Genomic DNA, 20,236 nt, shown 5'->3' on the forward strand with positions numbered 1-20,236 from the left:
AGAGGCATCACACACCTCCCGCTTCAACAAACATTCATCAACTGTAGAGCCGGACTCCCAATAACCCCAAACAACGATGGGTGTCCATGTTAATTGCCGGTGTCCATGTTAATTCCTCCATCAACTGTAGAGCCGGACGCCCAATAACCCCAAGCAACGATGGGTGTCCATGTTAATTAGATACGCTCGCCTGACACAGCGCGCGACACAGTGGTAGTAAGGCGTATCCGCCAGGCTCACCTGGCTACGACTAGGCAGAGGCATCACACACCTCCCGCTTCAACAAACATTCATCAACTGTAGAGCCGGACTCCCAATAACCCCAAACAACGATGGGTGTCCATGTTAATTTTTCGAGGAATGTTTTTCAACTCTTTCAGAAATAATTCCTGAGATTAGTAATGAAAACGTTTTAAAGCTGCAAAAACCGCACAGCGAAATCACCATAAAAACACCTCTAGTTAATAATGAACATGCTATTGTAATTACATCAGTAATACCAAGAAAAGGCATATGGAAGCTTAAAGGACAGTTACTATCCCTAGACAATGCTGAAGAGTTCACGATTGATTTACCAGACGACAACGTTTTCTCTAATGACGATTTCAGACAGAAGAGTCAATATTCGCTAGCTAACATAATATCACACAATAAAGAACATTCATTTTTTCACAACATTCCAATTAGACAAACAGACACTTTTGAAGGTAGAAAGGACGAAATAAATAAGCTAATAGAGTGGTTTGACGATCGGGATTCAAGATTTTGTCTCGTATATGGTGATGGTGGGTATGGAAAGACAACCTTAGTGTTAGAGTTTCTTAATCAGTATCTCGATAGCCAATTTGATTTTAACGAACCACTCCCCACCCTAGTTATTTACTATACCGCCAAAATGACCAAGTGGTCTGAGAAAGGTCTAGTTCATCTAACTGGCGTTAATCCAATGATGGATGAATGTATAAGAGAGCTTGTTAGGTTTTTCATACCAATATTAAATTCAGAATGGTATACAGCATCAGGGAGAGCTTTAATAGATAAAGCCGTTGGAATAATTAAAGACAATGGTTTGACTAGAGATGACATATTATTAATTCTAGATAACACAGAAACACTGGCTACAACCTCCCAAGAAGTAAAAGAGCTTGGTGATTTCTTTAAATCTGTCGGTAAATTAATAGGAAGAATAATTATAACCTCTCGGAGACGAGAGTTCATTGGCGCCAGCCCGATATTAGTAGAAGGCTTATCTGAAAGTGAAGCTGTAAACTTAATGAAAGCTCTAGCTCATGAGTACCATGCGAAGCCAGTTTCTCAAGCAGGAGATAAAACATTAAGAAAAATCGCAAACTCCCTAAATAACAAACCAATACTACTCGAAGCTTTGGTTAAGTTTATATCAAGATCCAAAATCGGCATCGATGACGCGGTTAACAGTGTTTTCAAAAAAACCAATGAAGATTTACTTAATTTTTTATATGAAGATGCTTGGGCTAGAATTAGCAAACAACAAAGAGAAGTATTCCTAATATCAATAAATCTATCATCCCCTCTTGACCAAATAAGCATAAGCAAAATATGCCAAGAGGTCGAGCTCCCACACACTGAGTTCCATTCAAGTCTAGCTGAAACACACTTCGCCGTATTAACTGACTATGGGAAGGACTATAATATAGAGCTTGTTGAGCTTGCAAAAAGATTCTTCTTTCATCAATTTTCCAAACTTGATAGCAGTGAACAATCTCGTATAAAATCGATTGCATCCTCGACGGATGTTTATTTTACACAAAGAATGGAAATAGAGAATCAATATAGAGCAGATCGAGTCGCTGAAGCATTTAGAACAGAATATGCTAAAGCAGCAAAAGTATATGCGGACAAAGGCGATGTAAACAATGCGGTATCCATGTACGAATTAGCCTTAGAGGATGACCCACTTAACTCTGCCCTTCATGACAGGTATTCTTGGTTTCTACTCAATAAAAACAAAGATCTTCCATATGCGAAAAAGCTTTCTGAAAAAGCAATCGAACTGGACGAGAACAACTGTGATGCTATTGTTGTTCTCGCCATAATTCATTACAGACTGAATGATTTAATCTCAGGTGACAAATTCATTGACCTTGCAAACAAAAAAGGGAGGAGCTTTTCATTTTGTCTTTTAAGAAAAGCCATTGCTAGATATCATAAAGCTCGCGATGACATGGACTTTGACTCTCGGATTGACACCCTAGAAGTAGCCTTAGCTTTACTGGATAAGGCTGAAAAAAACCTCCCATTGAAAGGAGGGTATGATGCAAAGAACAGAAGTGACATAACCGACTACATTGCGAAATGTAAAAAACTTCTAATCACGACAAAAGGACAAAGAACTAAGTTTTTACTTAGCACTTCAAAACAATCTCTATAAACCGATTAAAAATAGTCTTGCATTTACAGTTTTAGTTATAACCAGATTGTACAGATCTAGCTATCACCTGACACCGGCCTCAAACCGGTGTCTTGTTTACGCTACTTTAGAGAACACTTCCTTCGGTATCAATTTCAGACCCTTTTTGAACATGCTGTAGGGACTAGCCCCCCGTCGATGCTCGTCCAACTTTAAAAACAAAAATCCCCCGCCTTTGCAAAAGACGGGGGATTTTTTTATTGGCTTAGTCCACCAAAAACGCCCTTAACCGCTCAAACTCCGCCGGCAGAGTGACCGACAACAGCGGCAGCTCGGCATGCTTGGCCAGCGGCCCCGGCAGGGGCACATCGAGACCCAGGATCTCGTCCACGCTCTCTTTGAACTTGGCCGGGTGGGCGGTGCAGAGGAACACCCCCACTTCGTCCTCTTTCAGCTCGCTTTGCAGGGCGTCCCAGGCGATGGCGCCGTGCGGCTCGCACAGATACCCCTCGGCGTGCAGGCGCTTGAGGGCATCGACCGTCTGCTCGTCGCTGCGCATGGCAGAGCTGAGGGTCTCCAGGGCCCAACCCGTGCGGCGACACAGCTCTTCGACCCGCGGCCAGTTGTTGGGGCGGCTCACGTCCATGGCATTCGACAGGGTCGCCACCGTCTGGTGCGGCTCCCACACGCCGGTCTTGAGATAACGGGGCACGGTATCGTTGGCGTTGGTGGCGGCGATAAAGCGCTTCACCGGCAGCCCCAGCGCCTTGGCAATCAGGCCAGCGGTGAGGTTGCCGAAGTTGCCCGACGGCACGCTCACCACGGCGTTGGCGCGCTCGGCTTTGGGCAGCTGGGCGATGGCCTCGAAGTAGTAGCAGACCTGGGCCAGCAGGCGGCTGATGTTGATGGAGTTGGCCGAGTTGAGGCCAATGGCTTTTTTCAGCGCCTCGTCATCGAAGGATTGCTTGACCAGGGCCTGGCAGGCGTCGAAGTCGCCCTCGATGGCGATGGTGCGGATATTGCCGCCCAGGGTGCAGAAGAGCTTCTCTTGCAGCGGGCTTATCTTGCCCTTGGGATAGAGGATCACCACCTCGATCCCCGCCAGCCCATAGAAGGCGTGGGCCACGGCGGCGCCGGTGTCGCCCGAGGTGGCGGTGAGTATGGTTATCTTATCATCGGTGCGAAACGCAGCCAGACACTGGGCCATGAAGCGGCCGCCGAAGTCCTTGAAGGCCAGGGTCGGGCCGTGGAACAGCTCCAGGGCGTGGATGCGATCGCTGACCTTGGCGAGTGGCGCCGGGAAGGTGAAGGCGGATTCGACCATCTGGCGCAGGGTCGCCTCGCTCACCTCGTCACCAAGCAGATGGCCGAGCAGGCGGATCGAGCGCTCGCGCAGGGGCAGGTCGAGCAGGGCGTCGACGTCCTCCAGGGGCGAGATCACCTCGGGGAAGAAGAGCCCCTGACCGCGTCCCAGCCCCTGGCGCACGGCCTGGGCAAAACTCACCTGTTCGCTGTTGTCCTTGATGTTGTACAGATTCATAGCTCGCTTCCTGTGATCCGTGCCCCTTGCAGGTCGAGTTTGCAGACACGGGCAAAACCATCTTCATTTTTGACGAAATTGAGTTCCAGCCAGCGCTTGAGGCGCTCGGCCTGGGCGGCATCCTTCATGACCGAGAACAGGGTCGGGCCCGAGCCCGAGATGCCGGTCGCCAGGGCTCCGTTCTGGGCGGCGTGATCGCGCACCTCGTTAAAGCCTTCGATCAGTGCCGCGCGGTAGGGCTCGGCAATCACATCCTTGAGCACGCTGGCGGCCAGGGGCTCCTGGCCGGTGTAGCTGGCGTGCACGAAGGCGGCCAGGCGGCGGCCGAAGGTGAGGCAGTCCTGGCGGCGATACTGGGCCGGCAGGATGGCGCGCGCCGCGGCGGTCGACACCACAGTGCCCGGGTAGCAGACCACCCAGTACCACTCGTCGAAGGCCGGAATGCCCTGGCTGATGATGCCCGCCTCCTCGACGATAAGCTGCATGCCACCGAGATAACAGGGGGCGACGTTGTCGTAGTGGACCGAGCCCGAGATGCGCCCCTCCATCTCCCCCATCAGCAGTAGCAGTGCCTCTTCGCCGAGGGGATGGCCGTGAAAGGCGTTGAGCCCTTCCAGCGCCGCCACCACGCTGCAGGCGCTCGAGCCGAGCCCCGAGCCCACCGGCAGGTTTTTCTCCAGCACCATGTGCAGGGGCTTGAGGGCGAGCCCCTGTTTTTGCAGCGCCTCCCCATAGCCGACCCAGCAGTCGTAGAGGATGTTCTTTTTCGGATCATCGGGGAGCTTGTGGGCAAAGCGCCCGACGGCGGCGAGGGAGAAGGGGGCGTCCCCCGCCTCGACCAGCACCCGATCGCCGAGCAGGGAGCCATCGATGGGGGCCAGGGCTGCCCCCAGCACGTCGAAGCCGACGCTCAGGTTGGCGCTCGATGCCGGCGCATAGGCCACCACGCTGTCGCGCATGTCTGCACTCATCATCAGATCTCCTGCTGCCAGTTTTGGGTGCGCAGTATGTCGGCAAACACCCCGGCGGCGGTCACGTCCGCCCCCGCGCCATAGCCGCGCAGCACCAGGGGGATGGGCTGGTAGTAGCTCGAGAAGAAGGCGAGCGCGTTCTCACCGTCCTTGACCTTGAAGAGCGGCTCGTCCGGGCCGACCGCCTTGATGGCGACCTTGCACTTGCCCCCCTCGATGGAGCCCACGTAGCGCAGCACCTTGCCCTCGGTCTGGGCCGCGGCGAACTGGTCGCGGAACCAGCCGTCGGCCTCGGGCAGGCGGGCCATGAAGGAGTCCACATCGCCGCTCACATCGAAGCCGGGCGGCAGGGCCTGCTCGACCTGCACATCGGCAAGCTCGAGGGGCATGCCGGCCTCGCGGGCCAGAATGAGCAGCTTGCGCGCCACGTCCATGCCGTTCAAGTCATCGCGCGGATCCGGCTCGGTGAAGCCGTTGCCACGGGCGATCTTGGTCGCCTCGGAGAAAGCCATGCCCTCGTCGAGCTTGCCGAAGATAAAGGAGAGCGAGCCGGACAGTATGCCGTCGAAGGCACGCAGGCGATCGCCCGCCTTGATGAGGTTTTGCAGGTTCTCGATGACCGGCAGGCCGGCGCCCACGTTGGTCTCGTAGAGGAACTTGCGGCGGGTCTGCTGGGCGGTGCGGCGCAGGGCCTTGTAGTAATCCATGGAGCCGGTGTTGGCCTTCTTGTTCGGGGTCACCACGTGGAACCCGGCGGCCAGGAAGTCGGCGTATTGGGCGGCCACGGCTTCGCTCGAGGTGCAGTCGACGATCACCGGGTTGATGATGTGGCTCTCTTCCACCAGACGCTTGACCTCTTCCAGGGTGAAGCTGCCACGCCCCTCGGCGAGCTGGGCCTTCCAGTTGTCGAGCTTGAGGCCATCGGGGCAGCTCACCATCTGGCGGCTGTTGGCCAGCGCCACGACGCGCAGGCCTATGCCCTGCTCGGCCAGCACCGGCTGCTGGCGGCGGATCTGCTCGACCAGGGCCTCGCCGACGCCGCCCACGCCAACCATGAAGAGATCGATAAACTGCTGGCTGCCGAAGAAGTTCTGGTGGCAAGCCTTGATGGCCTCGGCCACCTTGCCGGCGCGCACCACGGCGGAGATGGAGCGCTCGCTCGAGCCCTGGGCGATCGCGACGATGTTGATGGAGGCCTGGGCCAGGGAGGTAAAGAAGCGCGCCGCCATGCCTTTGCTGGTGCGCATGCCGTCACCGATCAGCGAGATGATGGCCAGGTTGCTCACCACCTCGAGGGGCTCGAGCAGCTGGTTTTTGAACTCCAGCGCGAATTCGCGCTCGAGCACCTTGCGGGTCTTCTCCTCGTCGTAGCTGTGGATACAGAAGCTGACGCTGTACTCGGAGGATGACTGGGTGATGAGCACTATGCTGACCCCGGCGCGCGAGACGGCAGCGAAGATGCGACCGGCCATGCCGACCATGCCCTTCATGCCGGGGCCGGAGACGTTGAACATGCTCATGCCCGAGAGATCCGAGATGGCTTTGACCTTGAGGCCATCGTCACCACTGTCGGGGCCGATCAGGGTGCCGGGGCCCTGGGGGTTGAAGCTGTTTTTAATCAGACACGGGATCTGGAACTGGGCCACCGGGGCGACGGTTTTCGGGTGCAGCACCTTGGCGCCGAAGTAAGAGAGCTCCATCGCCTCCTTGTAGGAGAGGGTTTTCAGCAGGTAGGCGTCCGGCACCAGGCGCGGGTCACAGCTGTAGCAGCCCTCCACGTCGGTCCAGATCTCGCAGCACTCGGCGTCGACACAGGCGGCCAGCACGGCGGCCGAGTAGTCGGAGCCGTTGCGACCGAGCAGCACAGTCTCGCCCTTGTCGTTGCCGCCGGTGAAGCCCGGCATCAGGTAGAAGCGCTGGTTATCGAGCCCGGCCGCGGCAAAGCGCTGGCGGGAGGCCTCGATGTTGACGTGGGCCTCGAGGAAGTTGCCGTCGGTCACCAGCAGCTGCTCGGGGCAGATGAAGCCGGTCTCGATGCCGCGCGCCTGCAAGAGGCCGGTCATGAAGGCGATGGAGAGGTTCTCGCCACGGCTCAGGATGCGGGCCTGGACGTTGTCCGGGCACTGACCGAGCAGGGCGATGCCGCGCATCATGCGCTCGACACTGCCGAGCTCCTCGTCCAGACGGGCCTTGAGGCTGGCGTCATCCAGCGCCGGGCAGGCGCTCTTGAGGCCGGCCAGTACCCGCTCGAAGATGGCGCGGATATCGCTCAGGGTTTGGCTCGCGTCCATGCCGCGGCTGGTCTGCTCGACCAGGGCCACCAGGTGGTTGGTCACCTTGGCCGGGGCCGACAGTACCAGGGCCACCTGGGACTGGCTATGGGTGTTAATGGCGATTTCGGCGGCCCGCAGGAAACGCTCGGGATCCGCCAGACTGGACCCACCAAACTTCAACACTCGCATCTCTTCTCTCCCTGTAATTTGCCTAACAAAAAGGCCCGTACTGGGTGGTACGGGCCTTTTGGTGATGTTTGAACCTGTTTCGTTCGCGTATCAGCCGACCCCAGCGCCACCCATGGTGGTACCGGTAGTAATAATGGTGGTGGTGATACGTTGACGCTGAGCCATGAACGACATCTCTGAATCGAAAGTGCTTTTAGCAATACCCCGAGGGGCCTTGGGCTGTCAACTCAATCTTTCAGACCGAGGCGACGGGCGAGGTCTTTGCACAAGAGGTGGAGCATGTTGAGATCCCGCTGGGGCAGCATGGGAATCCGGTCCATCGCCCATTGATGCAGTTTTTCATCCTGCGAAACACCCAGTTCACCGAGTAACCCGGAGGTGGTCCCCTTGAGCACCCTGACCTGGGCCTCGCTCACCGCCTCGTCGGCGGGCGCCTCGGGGGCGTCGAGCAGGGGGCTGAGCTCCCAGGCATACAGCATGATCGCCTGGCCGAGGTTGAGCGAGGGGTAGCTGACCCTAAGCGGCAGATAGCTGATGAGATCGCAGTGGCCGAGCTGCTCGTTGGAGAGCCCCGACTCCTCACAACCGAACACGATGGCGACTTTTTCCAGCTTTTTCGCGGCAATTTGTTCGCGAATTTGCGCCGGGGTCAGGTAGTGCTGGTAGCGGCCACGCTGGCGGGCCGTGGTGGCAATGGCGAGATCCACGTCGGAGAGGGCCGCCTCCAGGGTGTCGAACGACTCGGCCGAGGCGAGCACCTCCTGGGCGCCGTGGGCCACCCAGCTCGCCTGCTCGGCCTCGTGGGCCTGGCTTGCGACGATGCGCATGGCGTCGAAGCCCATGGTCTTGATGGCGCGGGCGGCGGCGCCGACATTCTCGGGACGGGCCGGCGACACCAGCACAAAATAGAGCTTCATGGGGGATTCCTCTCGGGCAAACAGGGGGCGAAATCTACCGTTTCCGCCACAAAAATGCCACTTGAACAGCCGTTTGAACCTTGCCATAGTGGCCAAAAAAGCCACAAGGAAGGTGATGAATGAAACCGACTCTGGAGCAGGAGGTCGCAAGGACCATACTGCAGCGCTTCGAGGCCTTCTACAGCCGCTTTCTCGAGATCACCCGCGGCGCCAAGAGCCGCTTCGAGCACTGCGACTGGCTCGGGGTGCAGCTCGCCGGGCGTGAGCGGATCCGCCTCTACGACTACCACGTGGGGGCCACCGCCGCCTCTATCCGCCAGATGATGGGGGAGCACCACGTCAATCAGGAGCTGCTCAAGCGGGTCAAGGGGGCCTTTAGCGATCTGCTGCCAGGCTGCGAGAACTTCGAGGTGGCCGAGTCGTTTTTCAACTCCGTCTACCGGCGCATCTTCCGCCATCGCAACATCAAGGACGAGAACCTCTACATTCACCGCTTCCTCTCCCGGGGCGACAATCCGGATCTCTCCCGCCTGCTGCGTCGCTACCAGAGCGATGCCACCGCCCTGCCGGCCACCCTGGACCAGATCTTGAGCGACTTTCGCTTCACCCTCCCCTATGAGGACAGCCGGCGCGACATCATGGATATCTGCCGCCACCTGGCCGAGAGCGGACCGGCCCTGCTGCAGGAGCGCCCCTTCACCCTGGAGTTGCTGCGCGAGCCCTTCTTTCGCAACAAGGCGGCCTATCTGGTGGGACTGGTGCGCTGCGACGGCCAGGTGCTCCCCTTCCTGCTGCCCCTGCTCAACAGCGGCGAGGCGATCAGCGTCGACACCGTCATCTTCGAGCCCGATATCGCCTCCATCGTGTTTGGCTTCGCCCGCGCCTACTTCATGGTCTATGCCCCGGCGCCGGCCCTCTATGTGGCCTTCTTGCGCCAGATCCTCCCCAACAAGGCGGACTACGAGATCTACAACGCCATCGGCTGCCAGAAGCACGGCAAGACCGAGCTCTATCGCCACTACCTGCAACACCTGGCCCAGAGCCGGGAGCAGTTCATCATCGCCCCCGGCATCAAGGGGATGGTGATGAGCGTGTTTACCCTCCCCTCCTACGACGTGGTGTTCAAGGTGATCAAGGATGAGTTCACCCCCCCCAAGGAGGTGAGCCACGAGCAGGTCAAAGAGAAGTACCGGCTGGTCAAGCAGCACGACCGGGTCGGGCGCATGGCCGACACCCAGGAGTTCACCAACTTCGAGTTTCCCCTCGAGCGCATTCACCCGGATCTTCTGGCCGAGCTGCAGAAGGTGGCGCCCTCGGCGCTGACCCTCACCCGCGACAAGCTGGTGATCCGCCACCTCTACACTGAGCGCAAGATGATCCCGCTCAACCTCTACCTGGATCAGGCCGACGAGCAGCAGACCCGGCTGGCCCTGGAGGAGTACGGCAACGCCATCAAGCAGTTGGCGGCGGCCAACATCTTCCCCGGCGACATGCTGTTTAAAAACTTCGGGGTAACCCGTCACGGCCGGGTGGTCTTCTATGACTACGACGAGATCTGCTACATGACCGAGTGCAACTTCCGTCAGATCCCGCCGCCTCGCTACCCCGAGGATGAGCTGTGCGCCGAGCCCTGGTATTCGGTGGGGCCGAGCGACATCTTCCCCGAGGAGTTCGCCACCTTCCTGCTGCAAAAACCCCAGGTGCGCGAGATCATGCTGGCCCTGCACAAGGAGATGTTCGAGGCGAGCTTCTGGCAGGAGCAGCAGCGACGCATCCGCGACGGCCACATCGAGGACGTCTTTCCCTATCGGCGCAAGAAACGCTTCAAGTATCAAAGGGGTGGTTAAAGAGAGTCTCTTTCGATACCCTCGATAACCGATGAGGGGGTGGCCCCTCCCACGCTTGCGAGGGCACCATGGGGATCACCAAAGAGGGGCGTCAACACGCCCCCGTCTCCTTCTCTCTTTTCATCACCCTGACCTTTGCCCTGTTACTGGGCATCCTCATCACCCTGCTCGCCTTTCAGGCCTATCAGGAGGCGATCAGGATGGCCCTCTCCCAGCAGAAGCAGGAGCTGCGCCACGTGCGTGACCGGGTGCAGGGCGCCATGGATGAGGAGAGGGCCAACTCGGCCGCCCTGCTGCGGATGATCGGCAACGACCCGCTGCAGGACAAGCAGAGCTGGGCACAGCGACGCAGCTTTCTGCCCCTGTGGCGCAAGATCCTGATCCTGCGACCCTCCATCGAGGGGCTTTTCATGCAGTGGCAAGACGGGGATCTCTTCACCCTAAGCCGGATAGACAGGCCCGCGCAGCCCCCTCACTGGTTGTTGACCGAGGTCGAGAGCGATGGCGCCACCCAGACCCGCATCCTGTTCGACGATGATCTCAATGAGCTGAGCCGCGAGCAGGGGCCCATCACGACCCCCCGCCTGGGTGCGCGCCTGTTTGCCCGGCTGCAACAGAGCCAGCAGCCCCTCTCCCTGCCCCTCAACAAGCAAAACGACAAGATAGATGCCACCCTGGCCACCCTGATGGCGACCCGAAACGGTGAGGCTGTCATGGGGTTGGGATCCGGCCTGGCCGTGATGCGCCGCGCCCTGGAGCAGGCCTATGGGGATCTCGATGGCAACCTGCTGGTGATAGATACCCGCCAGCTGCGGCTCATCTATGGCAACCACTTGCCTGCAGGGACCCTCAAGGAGGGGGAGGCCCCGCCACTGGCCAGCATCCCCTCGCCGCTGCTGCAGCAACTGGCCCGGGAGCTGGCCAGACCCGGCGCCCTGGGCCACCCGCTCAACCGGGTGACCCTGCCCGACGGCCAGGAGTGGCGTCTTCACGACATCAACACCGAGGATAACGAGGTGAGTGTGCTGCTGGCCTACCCCATGGACAGGCTGGAGCAAAAGGCCAACCGGGTCGCCCTCACCTTCACCCTGCCCCTGCTGCTCTACTTCCTGCTGGCCCTGCCCTGCATCTGGTGGTGCGCCCGCCGCATCAGTCGTCCCCTGCAAGGGCTCACCGCCGAGCTGGGAGCGCTCGGCCAGTTCCGTCTCGATGCCGCCCCCCTGGCGCGCTATCCCATCACAGAGCTCGATGCCCTGAGCGTCACCATCACCCGTCTCAAGGATGCCCTGCGTCACTTCATCAACATCGGCGAGGCGATGGCCAGCCGGCCCAGCTTCGAGGCGCTGTTGCAGCAACTGCTGGACGAGTCGTGCCAGGTGCTGCAGGCCAGAGGAGGCGCCATCGCCCTCCAGGAAGAGAGCGGCTTTCGTATCCTGACCGGACGCTGGGAGGCGCAGATCATCACGGCGCCTGACGAGACCTTCACACTGACCCAGGAGGAGATCCTCTCCTCCAGCGAGGGGCGCCTCCTTCCCCCAAGCGAGGCCCAGTGGCAACGGCTGCGCTTTCTGGTCCCGGATCCGGGTCCCTGCCTGCTGGCCATGGAGCCCCTCAAGGACCACCTGGGCAACTGGGCGGGCGTGATGATCTTCGTCCTGCCCGATACCGACACGGAGCGGTTGCATGCGGGACTCAACTTGCTGCGAGCCCTGGCCGGCAACACCGGCTCGGCCCTCCTGACCCAGCGCCTGATCCACGAGCAGAAGGCCCTGCTCGATGCCCTGGTGCAACTGGTGGCCGGCGCTGTCGACGCCAAGAGCCCCCACACGGGAGGCCACTGTCGCCGCGTCCCCGAGCTGGCCATGGCCCTGGCCCGGGCCGCCAGCGAGAGCCGGCAAGGGGAGCTGGCCACCTTCCGCCCCGGCCCTAGGGAGTGGGAGGCCATCGAGCTGGCCAGCTGGCTGCACGACTGCGGCAAGATAACGACCCCGGAGTATGTGATGGACAAGTCCACCAAGCTCGAGACCCTGCACAACCGGATCCACGAGGTGCGTACCCGCTTCGAGGTGCTCAAGCGCGATGCCCTGATCACCGCCCTGGAGGGGGGGCTCGACGCCTCCCGGACGGCGGCGGCCCGCCGGGAAGTGGCGCAGCAGTGGCGGCAGCTGGATGAGGAGTTTGCCTTCGTCGCCCGCTGCAACCTGGGACAGGAGCGGATGGATGAGACCGCCATCGCCCGCCTCGGGGAGATCGCCGGGCGCAGCTGGCTGCGCACCCTGGACGACCGGCTGGGGCTGTCGGATGAGGAGCTCTCGCGCCATTCCCCGCCCCACCCCCTGCCGGTGCGCGAGCCCCTGCTGGCGGACCGGCCCGAACAGCGCATCCCCTATGAGGTGCCTGCGGTGCGCGATCCTCGCTTCGCCCTGCAGCCACCGCCCTGGCTCTATGACAGGGGGGAGCTGCACAACCTCACCATAGGCGCCGGGACCCTGACCCGGGAGGAGCGCTACAAGATTAACGAGCACATCATCCAGACCATTCGGATGCTCGAGGCCCTCCCCTTCCCGCACCACCTCAAGGGTGTACCCGCCATGGCGGGCGGGCATCACGAACGGATGGATGGCCGCGGTTACCCCTGCGCCGTGCCGGCGGGCGAGCTGGACCTGTGTACCCGTATCATCGCCCTGGCCGATGTGTTCGAGGCGCTCACCGCCAGCGATCGTCCCTACAAGCAACCCAAGAGCCTGAGCCAGGCCCTCACTATCATGCAGGGCATGGTGAAGGGGGGACATTTAGACCCGACCCTGTTTGCCCTCTTCGTGCGAAGCGGCCTGTGGCGGGAATATGGCAGGCGCTACCTCTCTGCGGCGCAGCAGGATGAGGTGGATACGCGGGCCCTGTTGGAGGAGGAGAGTGCGACAGCCAGCGTCGCGTGAGGGGAAAAACGAAGGGCCGCGACGGCGGCCCTTGAGGGTGGCTTACTTGGCTGCGCCCCGGCTTTCGAAGGTGAGCAGCACGGCGCCGTCGGCACTCTTGAGCTCAAGACGATCACCGGCGACGGCATAGCCCTTCACCTGACCCAGCTTGCCGAAGAACTCCCCTTCCCGGGCCGAGAGATCGCCTTCGACGCACATCATGCGAGTCGCCCCGACCGGGCCCAGGGTGAGGGTGCTGGCATCGATCTGCTCGATGGCCCCGAAGTAGCGGTTACAACCGCCACGCCCGGCCAGGCGGTCACCGGCCACCTGCAGGGTGAAGGTATCGCCCTTGGCGCCAGCCAGTTGCCACTGCTGGCTCTTGAACTGCTCCATGCTGTTGCCACTGTTCACGCTGCATCCCCCCAGGACCAGGGCGGCCATCAGAACCAAACGGTTTGTCATCGTCTTCTCTCTCGCTGTGGATGGTGGCCCATTTGAAGCGAAGCTGACTGCCTTGTCAAATTGGCCGAACTGAACAAAAAAGAGACTGATGTAGAGATTAGACCAGTAAAATGCTGTGATTTTTCACGAAATCAATATAATTGCCGAATCTGTGTGCCAGGGCACACTCGATTGAACGAAAAATGGCTAGATTGCTCTCTTGGGATGAGAATCCTGCAAGATCGCAGCAACTTCGCCGAGGATAAGCGAATATGGCCCAAAAACACCGCATTCTCGTGCTCAACGGTCCGAACCTGAATCTGCTGGGCAAGCGGGAGCCGGGTATCTACGGTAGCCAAACCCTGGCCGACATCGTCGCCGATCTGCAGCAGCAGGCCGACACCCTGGGGGTCGAGCTCGAACACCTGCAGTCCAACGCCGAGAGCGAGCTGATCGGGGCCATTCATCAGGCCATGGGCCGGGTCGACTTTATCGTCATCAATCCCGCCGCCTTCACCCACACCAGCGTCGCCCTGCGCGATGCCCTGCTGGGGGTGGCCATCCCCTTTATCGAGGTGCACCTGTCCAATGTCCATGCACGGGAGCCCTTTCGCCACCACTCCTACCTCTCCGATGTCGCCAAGGGCGTCATCTGTGGGCTGGGAGCGGCCGGCTACGAATTTGCCTTAACCGCGGCCGTGCGTCATCTGCGCGCCGCATAATCTTTCACGCACAGACAAAAGAAGAAAGAGAATGCTAATGGATATCCGCAAGATCAAGAAACTGATTGAACTGGTTGAAGAGTCCGGCATCGCTGAGCTGGAGATCTCCGAAGGTGAAGAGTCCGTGCGCATCAGCCGCAACTTCGGCGGCCAGGTGACTGCCGCCCCGCAGATGATGATGCCGCAGATGGCCGCCCCGGTCGCTCAGGTTGCCGCCGCTCCGGTGGCTGCCGCCCCGGCTGCCGACGCCACCCCGAGTGGCCACCTGGTTCGCTCCCCCATGGTCGGCACCTTCTACCGCTCCTCCAGCCCGGAGGCCAAGGCCTTCGTGGAAGTGGGTCAGCAGGTCAATGCCGGCGATACCCTGTGCATCGTCGAAGCCATGAAGATGATGAACCAGATCGAGTCTGACAAGAGCGGCGTGATCAAGGCCATCCTGATCGAGAACGGCCAGCCCGTGGAGTTTGACGAACCGCTGTTCATCATCGAATAAGGGACGTCACATGCTCGATAAAGTCGTCATCGCCAACCGGGGCGAAATCGCCCTGCGCATCCTGCGCGCCTGCAAGGAGCTCGGGATCAAGACGGTCGCCGTGCACTCCACCGCCGACCGCGAGCTCAAGCACGTGCTGCTGGCCGATGAGTCCATCTGCATCGGCAAGCCGGCCAGTACCGACTCCTACCTCAATATCCCGGCCATCATAGCCGCGGCCGAGGTGACCGGTGCCGTCGCCATTCACCCGGGCTACGGCTTTCTCTCCGAGAACGCCGACTTTGCCGAGATGGTGGAAAAATCCGGCTTCATCTTCATCGGTCCGCGCGCCGACACCATCCGTCTGATGGGGGACAAGGTCTCCGCCATCGATGCGATGAAGAAGGCGGGCGTCCCCTGCGTGCCGGGCTCCGACGGCCCGGTCGAGAACGACGCCAAGCGTAACGCCGCCATCGCCAAGCGCATCGGTTACCCGGTGATCATCAAGGCCGCCGGTGGCGGCGGTGGTCGCGGCATGCGTGTGGTACGCAGCGAGGCCGAGCTGGCGGGCGCCATCGCCCTGACCAAGTCCGAGGCCGGTCAGTTCTTCAAGAACGACATGGTCTACATGGAGAAGTTCCTCGAGAACCCGCGCCACATCGAGATCCAGGTGCTGGCCGACGGCCAGGGCAACGCCATCTACCTGGGTGAGCGCGACTGCTCCATGCAGCGCCGTCACCAGAAGGTGGTGGAAGAGGCGCCGGCACCGGGCATCACCGAAGAGATGCGTCGCAACATCGGCGAACGCTGTGTGCGCGCCTGTATCGAGATCGGTTACCGCGGCGCGGGCACCTTCGAGTTCCTCTACGAGAACGGCGAGTTCTACTTCATCGAGATGAACACCCGTATCCAGGTAGAGCACCCGGTCACCGAGCAGATCACCGGTGTGGATCTCATCAAGGAGCAGCTGCGCATCGCCGCCGGCCAGCCCCTGTCGATCACCCAGCAGGACATCCGTATCCGTGGCCACGCCATCGAGTGCCGGATCAATGCCGAGGATCCGGCCACCTTCCTGCCCTCCCCGGGCCTGATCCAGCGCTTCCACGCGCCGGGTGGTCTGGGCGTGCGTTGGGACTCCCACATCTATGCGGGATACAAGGTGCCCCCCTACTACGATTCGATGATCGGCAAGCTTATCTGCTTTGGCGAGAACCGTGACGTCGCCATCTCCCGCATGCGCCAGGCCCTCGACGAGCTGGTGGTGGAGGGGATCAAGACCAACGTCCCGCTGCAAAAAGAGATCATGAAGGACGAGAACTTCCAGCACGGTGGCACCAATATCCACTACCTGCACAAGAAGTTGGGTCTGTAAGGACCCCCTGCAAAAAGGGCCGTGGCGACACGGCCCTTTTTTGTTATCCTCTGCGCCCCCCGTTTTGATGGAGGCCAAGGTGAATCGCTTTGCCCTTGCCCGCCGGGAAGCCCTGCTCTGCCTCGGACTGGCCCTGCTCTATTTCGTCGCCTGGTACGCCAGCGCCTACGCCGTGCCCGAAGCCATCGAGCTGTGGGGCATCCCGCTCTGGTTTCTGCTCAGCTGCATCCTGATGCCCCTGCTGTTTATCGCCCTGTGCGCGCTCATGGTCGATCGCCTCTTCGTCGAGGTGGAACTCAACGACGAGGAGTCCGGTCATGAACCCTGAGTTGCTGCTGCCCCTGCTGGTCTATCTGCTGCTGGTGCTGGCGGTGGGCTTCTGGGCCAGTCGCCACCGCAGCGGTGGCAACTTCATGAGCGAGTACTTCATCGGCAACCGCAGCATGGGGGGGCTGGTGCTCGCCATGACCCTGGTGGCCACCTATACCTCGGCCTCGTCGTTTATCGGGGGGCCGGGGGCTGCCTACAAGGTGGGGCTCGGCTGGGTGCTGCTGGCGATGATCCAGCTGCCCACCGTCTGGCTCACCCTGGGGGTGCTTGGCAAGAAGTTCGCCATCATCGCCCGCCGGGTCAATGCGGTGACCATCAACGACATGCTGTGGGCCCGCTACCACTCCCGCGCCGTGGTGATCGTCGGCTCGCTCACCATCGTGCTCGCCTTTATCGCCACCATGGTGGTGCAGTTTATCGGCGGGGCGCGCCTGCTGGAGACCGCCACCGGCCTCTCCTACCAGCAGGGGCTGCTGCTGTTTGCCGGCTGTGTGCTGCTCTATACGGTGATCGGCGGCTTTCGGGCCGTGGTGATGACCGACGCCCTGCAGGGGCTCATCATGGTGATCGGCACCGCCGCCCTGCTCGGGGGCATCCTGGTGGCGGGGGACGGCCTGCCCAATCTGGTGCACCGACTGAAGGAGATCGATCCCAAGCTGGTGAGCCCCTCCGGGGCCGGCGATCTGCTGACCCAGCCCTTCATGCTGAGCTTCTGGGTGCTGGTCTGCCTCGGGGTGATCGGCCTGCCCCACTCGGCCCTGCGCTGCTTTGGCTATCGGGACAGCAAGGCGCTGCACCGGGGCATCCTCATCGGCACCCTGGTGAGCGCGTTTCTGATGTTCGGCATGCACCTGGCCGGCGCCCTGGGGCGCGCCATCCTGCCGGGCATGGAGAGCCCCGACAAGATCATGCCCTCGCTGATGATGGAGGTGCTCCCTCCCTGGCTCGCCGGGGTCTTCCTCGCCGCCCCCATGGCGGCCATCATGTCGACCATCGACTCCCAGCTCATTCAGGCCTCGGCCACCCTGGTCAAGGATCTCTGGGTCAACTATGTGCGCCCGAGCGAGGAGCGGATGAGGGTCCAGGTGCCGCGCCTCTCCCTGCTGTGCACCCTGATCCTCGGTGCCCTGGTGCTGGTGGCCGCGCTCGAGCCCCCCGAGATGATCATCTGGCTCAACCTGCTCGCCTTCGGCGGCCTGCAGGCGGTCTTCCTCTGGCCCCTGGTGCTCGGCCTCTACTGGTCACGCGCCAACGGCGCCGGGGCGCTTGCCAGCATGCTGACCGGCGCCACCGGTTATGGTCTGCTCACCCAGTTGGCCATCAAGCCCTGGGGGCTACACCCCATAGTGCCGAGTCTGCTGCTGGCCCTGGCCGCCTTCCTGGTAGCCACCTGGCTGACCCCGCCGCCGAAGGCGGAGGTGCGGGCGCTGTTCGAGGCATCCTGACACCCGAGCCGAAAACGCTATCCCCAAATGGGGATGATTAGGGTAAACTGTGCGCCGTATCACATTTCAGATCCTCGGCATGCACCTGACTCGTCCCCTGACCAAGACCCTGCAGCGACTCGGCTACGCCCTGATGCTGCCGGTCTCTCTGCTGCCCCTGGCGGCCCTGCTGATCCGCCTCGGTGATCTGCAGCTCCCCGCCTTGAGCCTCACCGGCCAGGCCCTCTTTAGCCAGATGCCCCTCATCTACGCCATCGCCATCGCCTTTGGTCTGAGCGAGCGGGGCCACGGAGGACAGGCGCTGACCGGAGCCGTAGGCTATCTGCTGCTCTCCAGCGCCATGGACAGCCTGCTCCCCCATCTGCACGCGGACATGATGTGTGGCCTGCTGGCGGGCCTGACGGTGGCCCTCTGCTGGCCCTGGGCCATGACGGTGCGACTCCCCAGGGCCCTGCACCCTCTGCAGGGAGAGCCCCTGGCCATGCTGCTCTCGGCCCTCGCCTGCCTGCTGCTGGTGCTGCCGCTGGCCGGTCTCTGGCCGGCCTTCGAGCAGGGGGTGGTGCTGCTCGCCCAGCGCCTGCTCGACACACCGCTCGGGGCCTTCTGCTACGGGGTGCTCAACCGGTTGCTGATCCCCTTCGGCCTGCATCAGGTGCTGGGTAGCCTGGTTGGGATCGGCACCGGCGATCTGGATGCCCTGGCCCAGGCCCTGCCTCCCCACTCCGAGTTTGTGGCCGGCCTCTATCCCATCATCATGTTTGGCCTGCCGGGGGCGACCCTGGCCATCTGGCTACACCGGCTGCGCCAGCGCAAGGAGGCCCAGGGCGGCATGCTGCTGACCCTGGCCCTCACCTCGGCCCTGCTCGGCATCACTGAGCCCATCGAGTTTCTGTTTGCCTTCACGGCACCGCGCCTGTTTCTGGCCCACGCCCTGCTCACCGGCCTCTCCCTGGCCCTGTGCAAGATGATCGGCATCGAGGTGGGCAGCTACTTCTCGGCCGGACTGCTCGATCTGCTGCTGTGTGCCCCGAGCGGGGTAAACGCCTTCTGGCTCATCCCCATCGGCATCCTCTTCTTCGTGATCTACGCCCTCACCTTCTGGCTGCTGCTGGACGGCGAGAAGCTCAGTCGCCTCACTCCCCTGGGCCACGCCACCGCGGCCTGCGCCCCCTCGGGGGATCCCCAGATGCTGGCGATCCAGTATCTCAAGGCCCTGGGCGGGCTCGATAACCTGCAAGCCATCAGCGTCTGCCTGACCCGTCTCAGCCTGAGGGTCGAGAGCATGGGGCGGGTGGATCAGAGCCGGCTCCCCCAGCTCGGCTGCCTCTCCTGGATGATCATCAACGACCATCAGCTGGTGCTGGTGCTGGGCCCCAATGCCGGGCCCGTCGAGTCCCAGATCCGCATGCTGGCCGAACGACAATCGGTTCCCCTCGGCAACCACCCGGTTCACCCCGCTCAGGAGTAGGCGGGGGCAAAGGGGAGTCGCTGCTGCACCCACTCCATCAGGACGATCAGGGCGGGAGCCAGATACTCCCGGCTCGGGTAGACGAAGTAGAAGGGGTTATCGGGGATCGCCAGATCGGGCAACACCCGGCACAACCGCCCTTCACCCAAGGCGTCGCCACAGAGATGGAGGGGGAGCAGGGCGATGCCGGCCCCCCCCAACGCCATCTGGTGCAAGGCCAGCAGGCTGTTGCTCTGGGTGCGGGAGGGTGGCGTGAAGGGGCGCTCCCCCAGAGGCCACAGGGGCAGGGAGTGGTGCACCAGGCACTCGTGCTGACTGAGCTCGGCCAGGGTATGGGGCTCCCCTCGCCGCGCCAGATAGGCGGGTGAGGCCACCAGGTGGCGGGGCACCGCCCCCACCTTGCGACAGATGAGGCTCGAATCCTTGAGGGGCGCCGCCCGCATCGCCAGATCGAATCCCTCCCCTATCAGATCCCGCTGCTCGTCGGAGAGCACCAGCTCGATGCTGACCCCGGGATAGGCCTGCTGAAACCCGGCCAGCCAACCACCGAGCAAGAGGATACCGGTCGCCTCCGGCGCCGTGATCCGCAGCCGTCCGCTCGCCGTCTCCTGCAACAGACTCATCTCTCTGGCGGCCTGACTCGCCCGCTCCCGTATTGCCCGGCAGTGCTGATAGTAGGCCTCTCCCTGGGGAGTGAGGTGCAAACGCCGGGTGGTACGCTGCAGCAGCCGCACCCCGAGATGCGCCTCCAGACGGGCCAGCTTCTGGCTCACCGAAGACTTGGGCATGCCGAGCAGCTCGGCGGCGGCGGTAAAACTCCCCTGCTCCACCAATACGGCAAACAGACCCATGAGGTCGAGTGGCTGATTGTTCATTTATACGAACACTCTTTCTTAATTACCCACCTTAATCTGGATAATAGCAGGCGCTAGAGTGGCGACC

At 61.3% G+C, this 20,236-nt stretch carries 15 protein-coding genes; 9 read left to right on the forward strand and 6 right to left on the reverse strand.

The genetic code is table 11. The annotated features are described in order from the left end of the window. Nucleotides 1-808 precede the first annotated feature (808 nt). Nucleotides 809-2,410 (forward strand): tetratricopeptide repeat protein, encoded by a 1,602-nt coding sequence (locus tag AB5Y48_RS05885; RefSeq protein WP_368163989.1) that lies wholly within the window; start codon nt 809-811, stop codon nt 2,408-2,410. 244 nt (nt 2,411-2,654) lie between these two features. Here AB5Y48_RS05885 and thrC read toward each other — a convergent pair whose 3' ends face one another. The 4 genes from thrC to AB5Y48_RS05905 form a co-directional block, all read right to left on the reverse strand. Continuing rightward, complete coding sequence (gene thrC, locus AB5Y48_RS05890) at nt 2,655-3,929, reverse strand: threonine synthase (protein WP_368163990.1); 1,275 nt, start codon at nt 3,927-3,929, stop codon at nt 2,655-2,657. Further along, nucleotides 3,926-4,900 (reverse strand): homoserine kinase, encoded by a 975-nt coding sequence (gene thrB / locus AB5Y48_RS05895; RefSeq protein ID WP_060588312.1) that lies wholly within the window; start codon nt 4,898-4,900, stop codon nt 3,926-3,928. Before thrB ends, thrC begins: the two co-directional genes overlap by 4 nt. A 2-nt stretch (nt 4,901-4,902) precedes the next feature. Beyond that, the gene (gene thrA, locus AB5Y48_RS05900) at nt 4,903-7,362 is read right to left on the reverse strand and encodes a bifunctional aspartate kinase/homoserine dehydrogenase I (RefSeq protein ID WP_050667977.1); all 2,460 of its coding nucleotides are present in this window, start codon (nt 7,360-7,362) and stop codon (nt 4,903-4,905) included. 227 nt (nt 7,363-7,589) lie between these two features. Continuing rightward, nucleotides 7,590-8,279, reverse strand: coding sequence for a tRNA/rRNA methyltransferase (locus tag AB5Y48_RS05905; protein WP_050667978.1), 690 nt, complete (start codon nt 8,277-8,279; stop codon nt 7,590-7,592). A gap of 119 nt (nt 8,280-8,398) precedes the next feature. Between AB5Y48_RS05905 and aceK the strand changes: the two genes are divergently transcribed. Then, nucleotides 8,399-10,126, forward strand: a complete 1,728-nt coding sequence (gene aceK, locus AB5Y48_RS05910) for a bifunctional isocitrate dehydrogenase kinase/phosphatase (RefSeq protein WP_050667979.1) — start codon at nt 8,399-8,401, stop codon at nt 10,124-10,126. Nucleotides 10,127-10,194: 68 nt separating this feature from the next. Next, nucleotides 10,195-13,062, forward strand: coding sequence for an HD domain-containing phosphohydrolase (locus AB5Y48_RS05915; RefSeq protein WP_368163991.1), 2,868 nt, complete (start codon nt 10,195-10,197; stop codon nt 13,060-13,062). A gap of 42 nt (nt 13,063-13,104) precedes the next feature. On the opposite strand, the gene AB5Y48_RS05920 is transcribed toward AB5Y48_RS05915, so the two are convergent. Then, on the reverse strand, nt 13,105-13,506 hold the full coding sequence (locus AB5Y48_RS05920; protein ID WP_368163992.1) for an META domain-containing protein: 402 nt from the start codon (nt 13,504-13,506) through the stop codon (nt 13,105-13,107). A 251-nt stretch (nt 13,507-13,757) separates the two neighbouring features. On the opposite strand from AB5Y48_RS05920, the gene aroQ reads away from it, so the two are divergent. The 6 genes from aroQ (at nt 13,758) to AB5Y48_RS05950 (ending at nt 19,294) form a co-directional block, all read left to right on the forward strand. Continuing rightward, the gene (aroQ, locus tag AB5Y48_RS05925; protein WP_050667982.1) at nt 13,758-14,207 is read left to right on the forward strand and encodes a type II 3-dehydroquinate dehydratase; all 450 of its coding nucleotides are present in this window, start codon (nt 13,758-13,760) and stop codon (nt 14,205-14,207) included. Nucleotides 14,208-14,244: 37 nt separating this feature from the next. Next, entirely contained in the window at nt 14,245-14,700 is a 456-nt protein-coding gene (gene accB, locus AB5Y48_RS05930) for an acetyl-CoA carboxylase biotin carboxyl carrier protein (RefSeq protein WP_050667983.1), read from the forward strand. 10 nt (nt 14,701-14,710) lie between these two features. Continuing rightward, nucleotides 14,711-16,051 (forward strand): acetyl-CoA carboxylase biotin carboxylase subunit, encoded by a 1,341-nt coding sequence (gene accC / locus AB5Y48_RS05935; RefSeq protein ID WP_050667984.1) that lies wholly within the window; start codon nt 14,711-14,713, stop codon nt 16,049-16,051. A gap of 79 nt (nt 16,052-16,130) precedes the next feature. Then, nucleotides 16,131-16,379, forward strand: a complete 249-nt coding sequence (locus AB5Y48_RS05940) for a DUF997 family protein (protein WP_224161081.1) — start codon at nt 16,131-16,133, stop codon at nt 16,377-16,379. After that, on the forward strand, nt 16,369-17,826 hold the full coding sequence (panF, locus tag AB5Y48_RS05945; protein WP_224163513.1) for a sodium/pantothenate symporter: 1,458 nt from the start codon (nt 16,369-16,371) through the stop codon (nt 17,824-17,826). The genes AB5Y48_RS05940 and panF overlap by 11 nt, the downstream gene beginning before the upstream one ends. A gap of 79 nt (nt 17,827-17,905) precedes the next feature. Next, nucleotides 17,906-19,294 carry a PTS transporter subunit EIIC gene (locus AB5Y48_RS05950; RefSeq protein WP_050667970.1) on the forward strand — a complete coding sequence of 463 codons (1,389 nt, stop codon included), beginning with the start codon at nt 17,906-17,908 and terminating at the stop codon, nt 19,292-19,294. Here AB5Y48_RS05950 and AB5Y48_RS05955 read toward each other — a convergent pair. After that, nucleotides 19,285-20,169: a LysR family transcriptional regulator gene (locus AB5Y48_RS05955; RefSeq protein WP_224163511.1), complete on the reverse strand. Its 885-nt coding sequence runs from the start codon at nt 20,167-20,169 to the stop codon at nt 19,285-19,287. The two genes, AB5Y48_RS05950 and AB5Y48_RS05955, sit on opposite strands and share 10 nt — an antisense overlap. Between the last annotated feature and the right edge of the window lie 67 nt (nt 20,170-20,236).

This window comes from Aeromonas sp. R6-2 (assembly GCF_040908155.1).
Classification (GTDB): Bacteria; Pseudomonadota; Gammaproteobacteria; order Enterobacterales; family Aeromonadaceae; genus Aeromonas; species Aeromonas schubertii.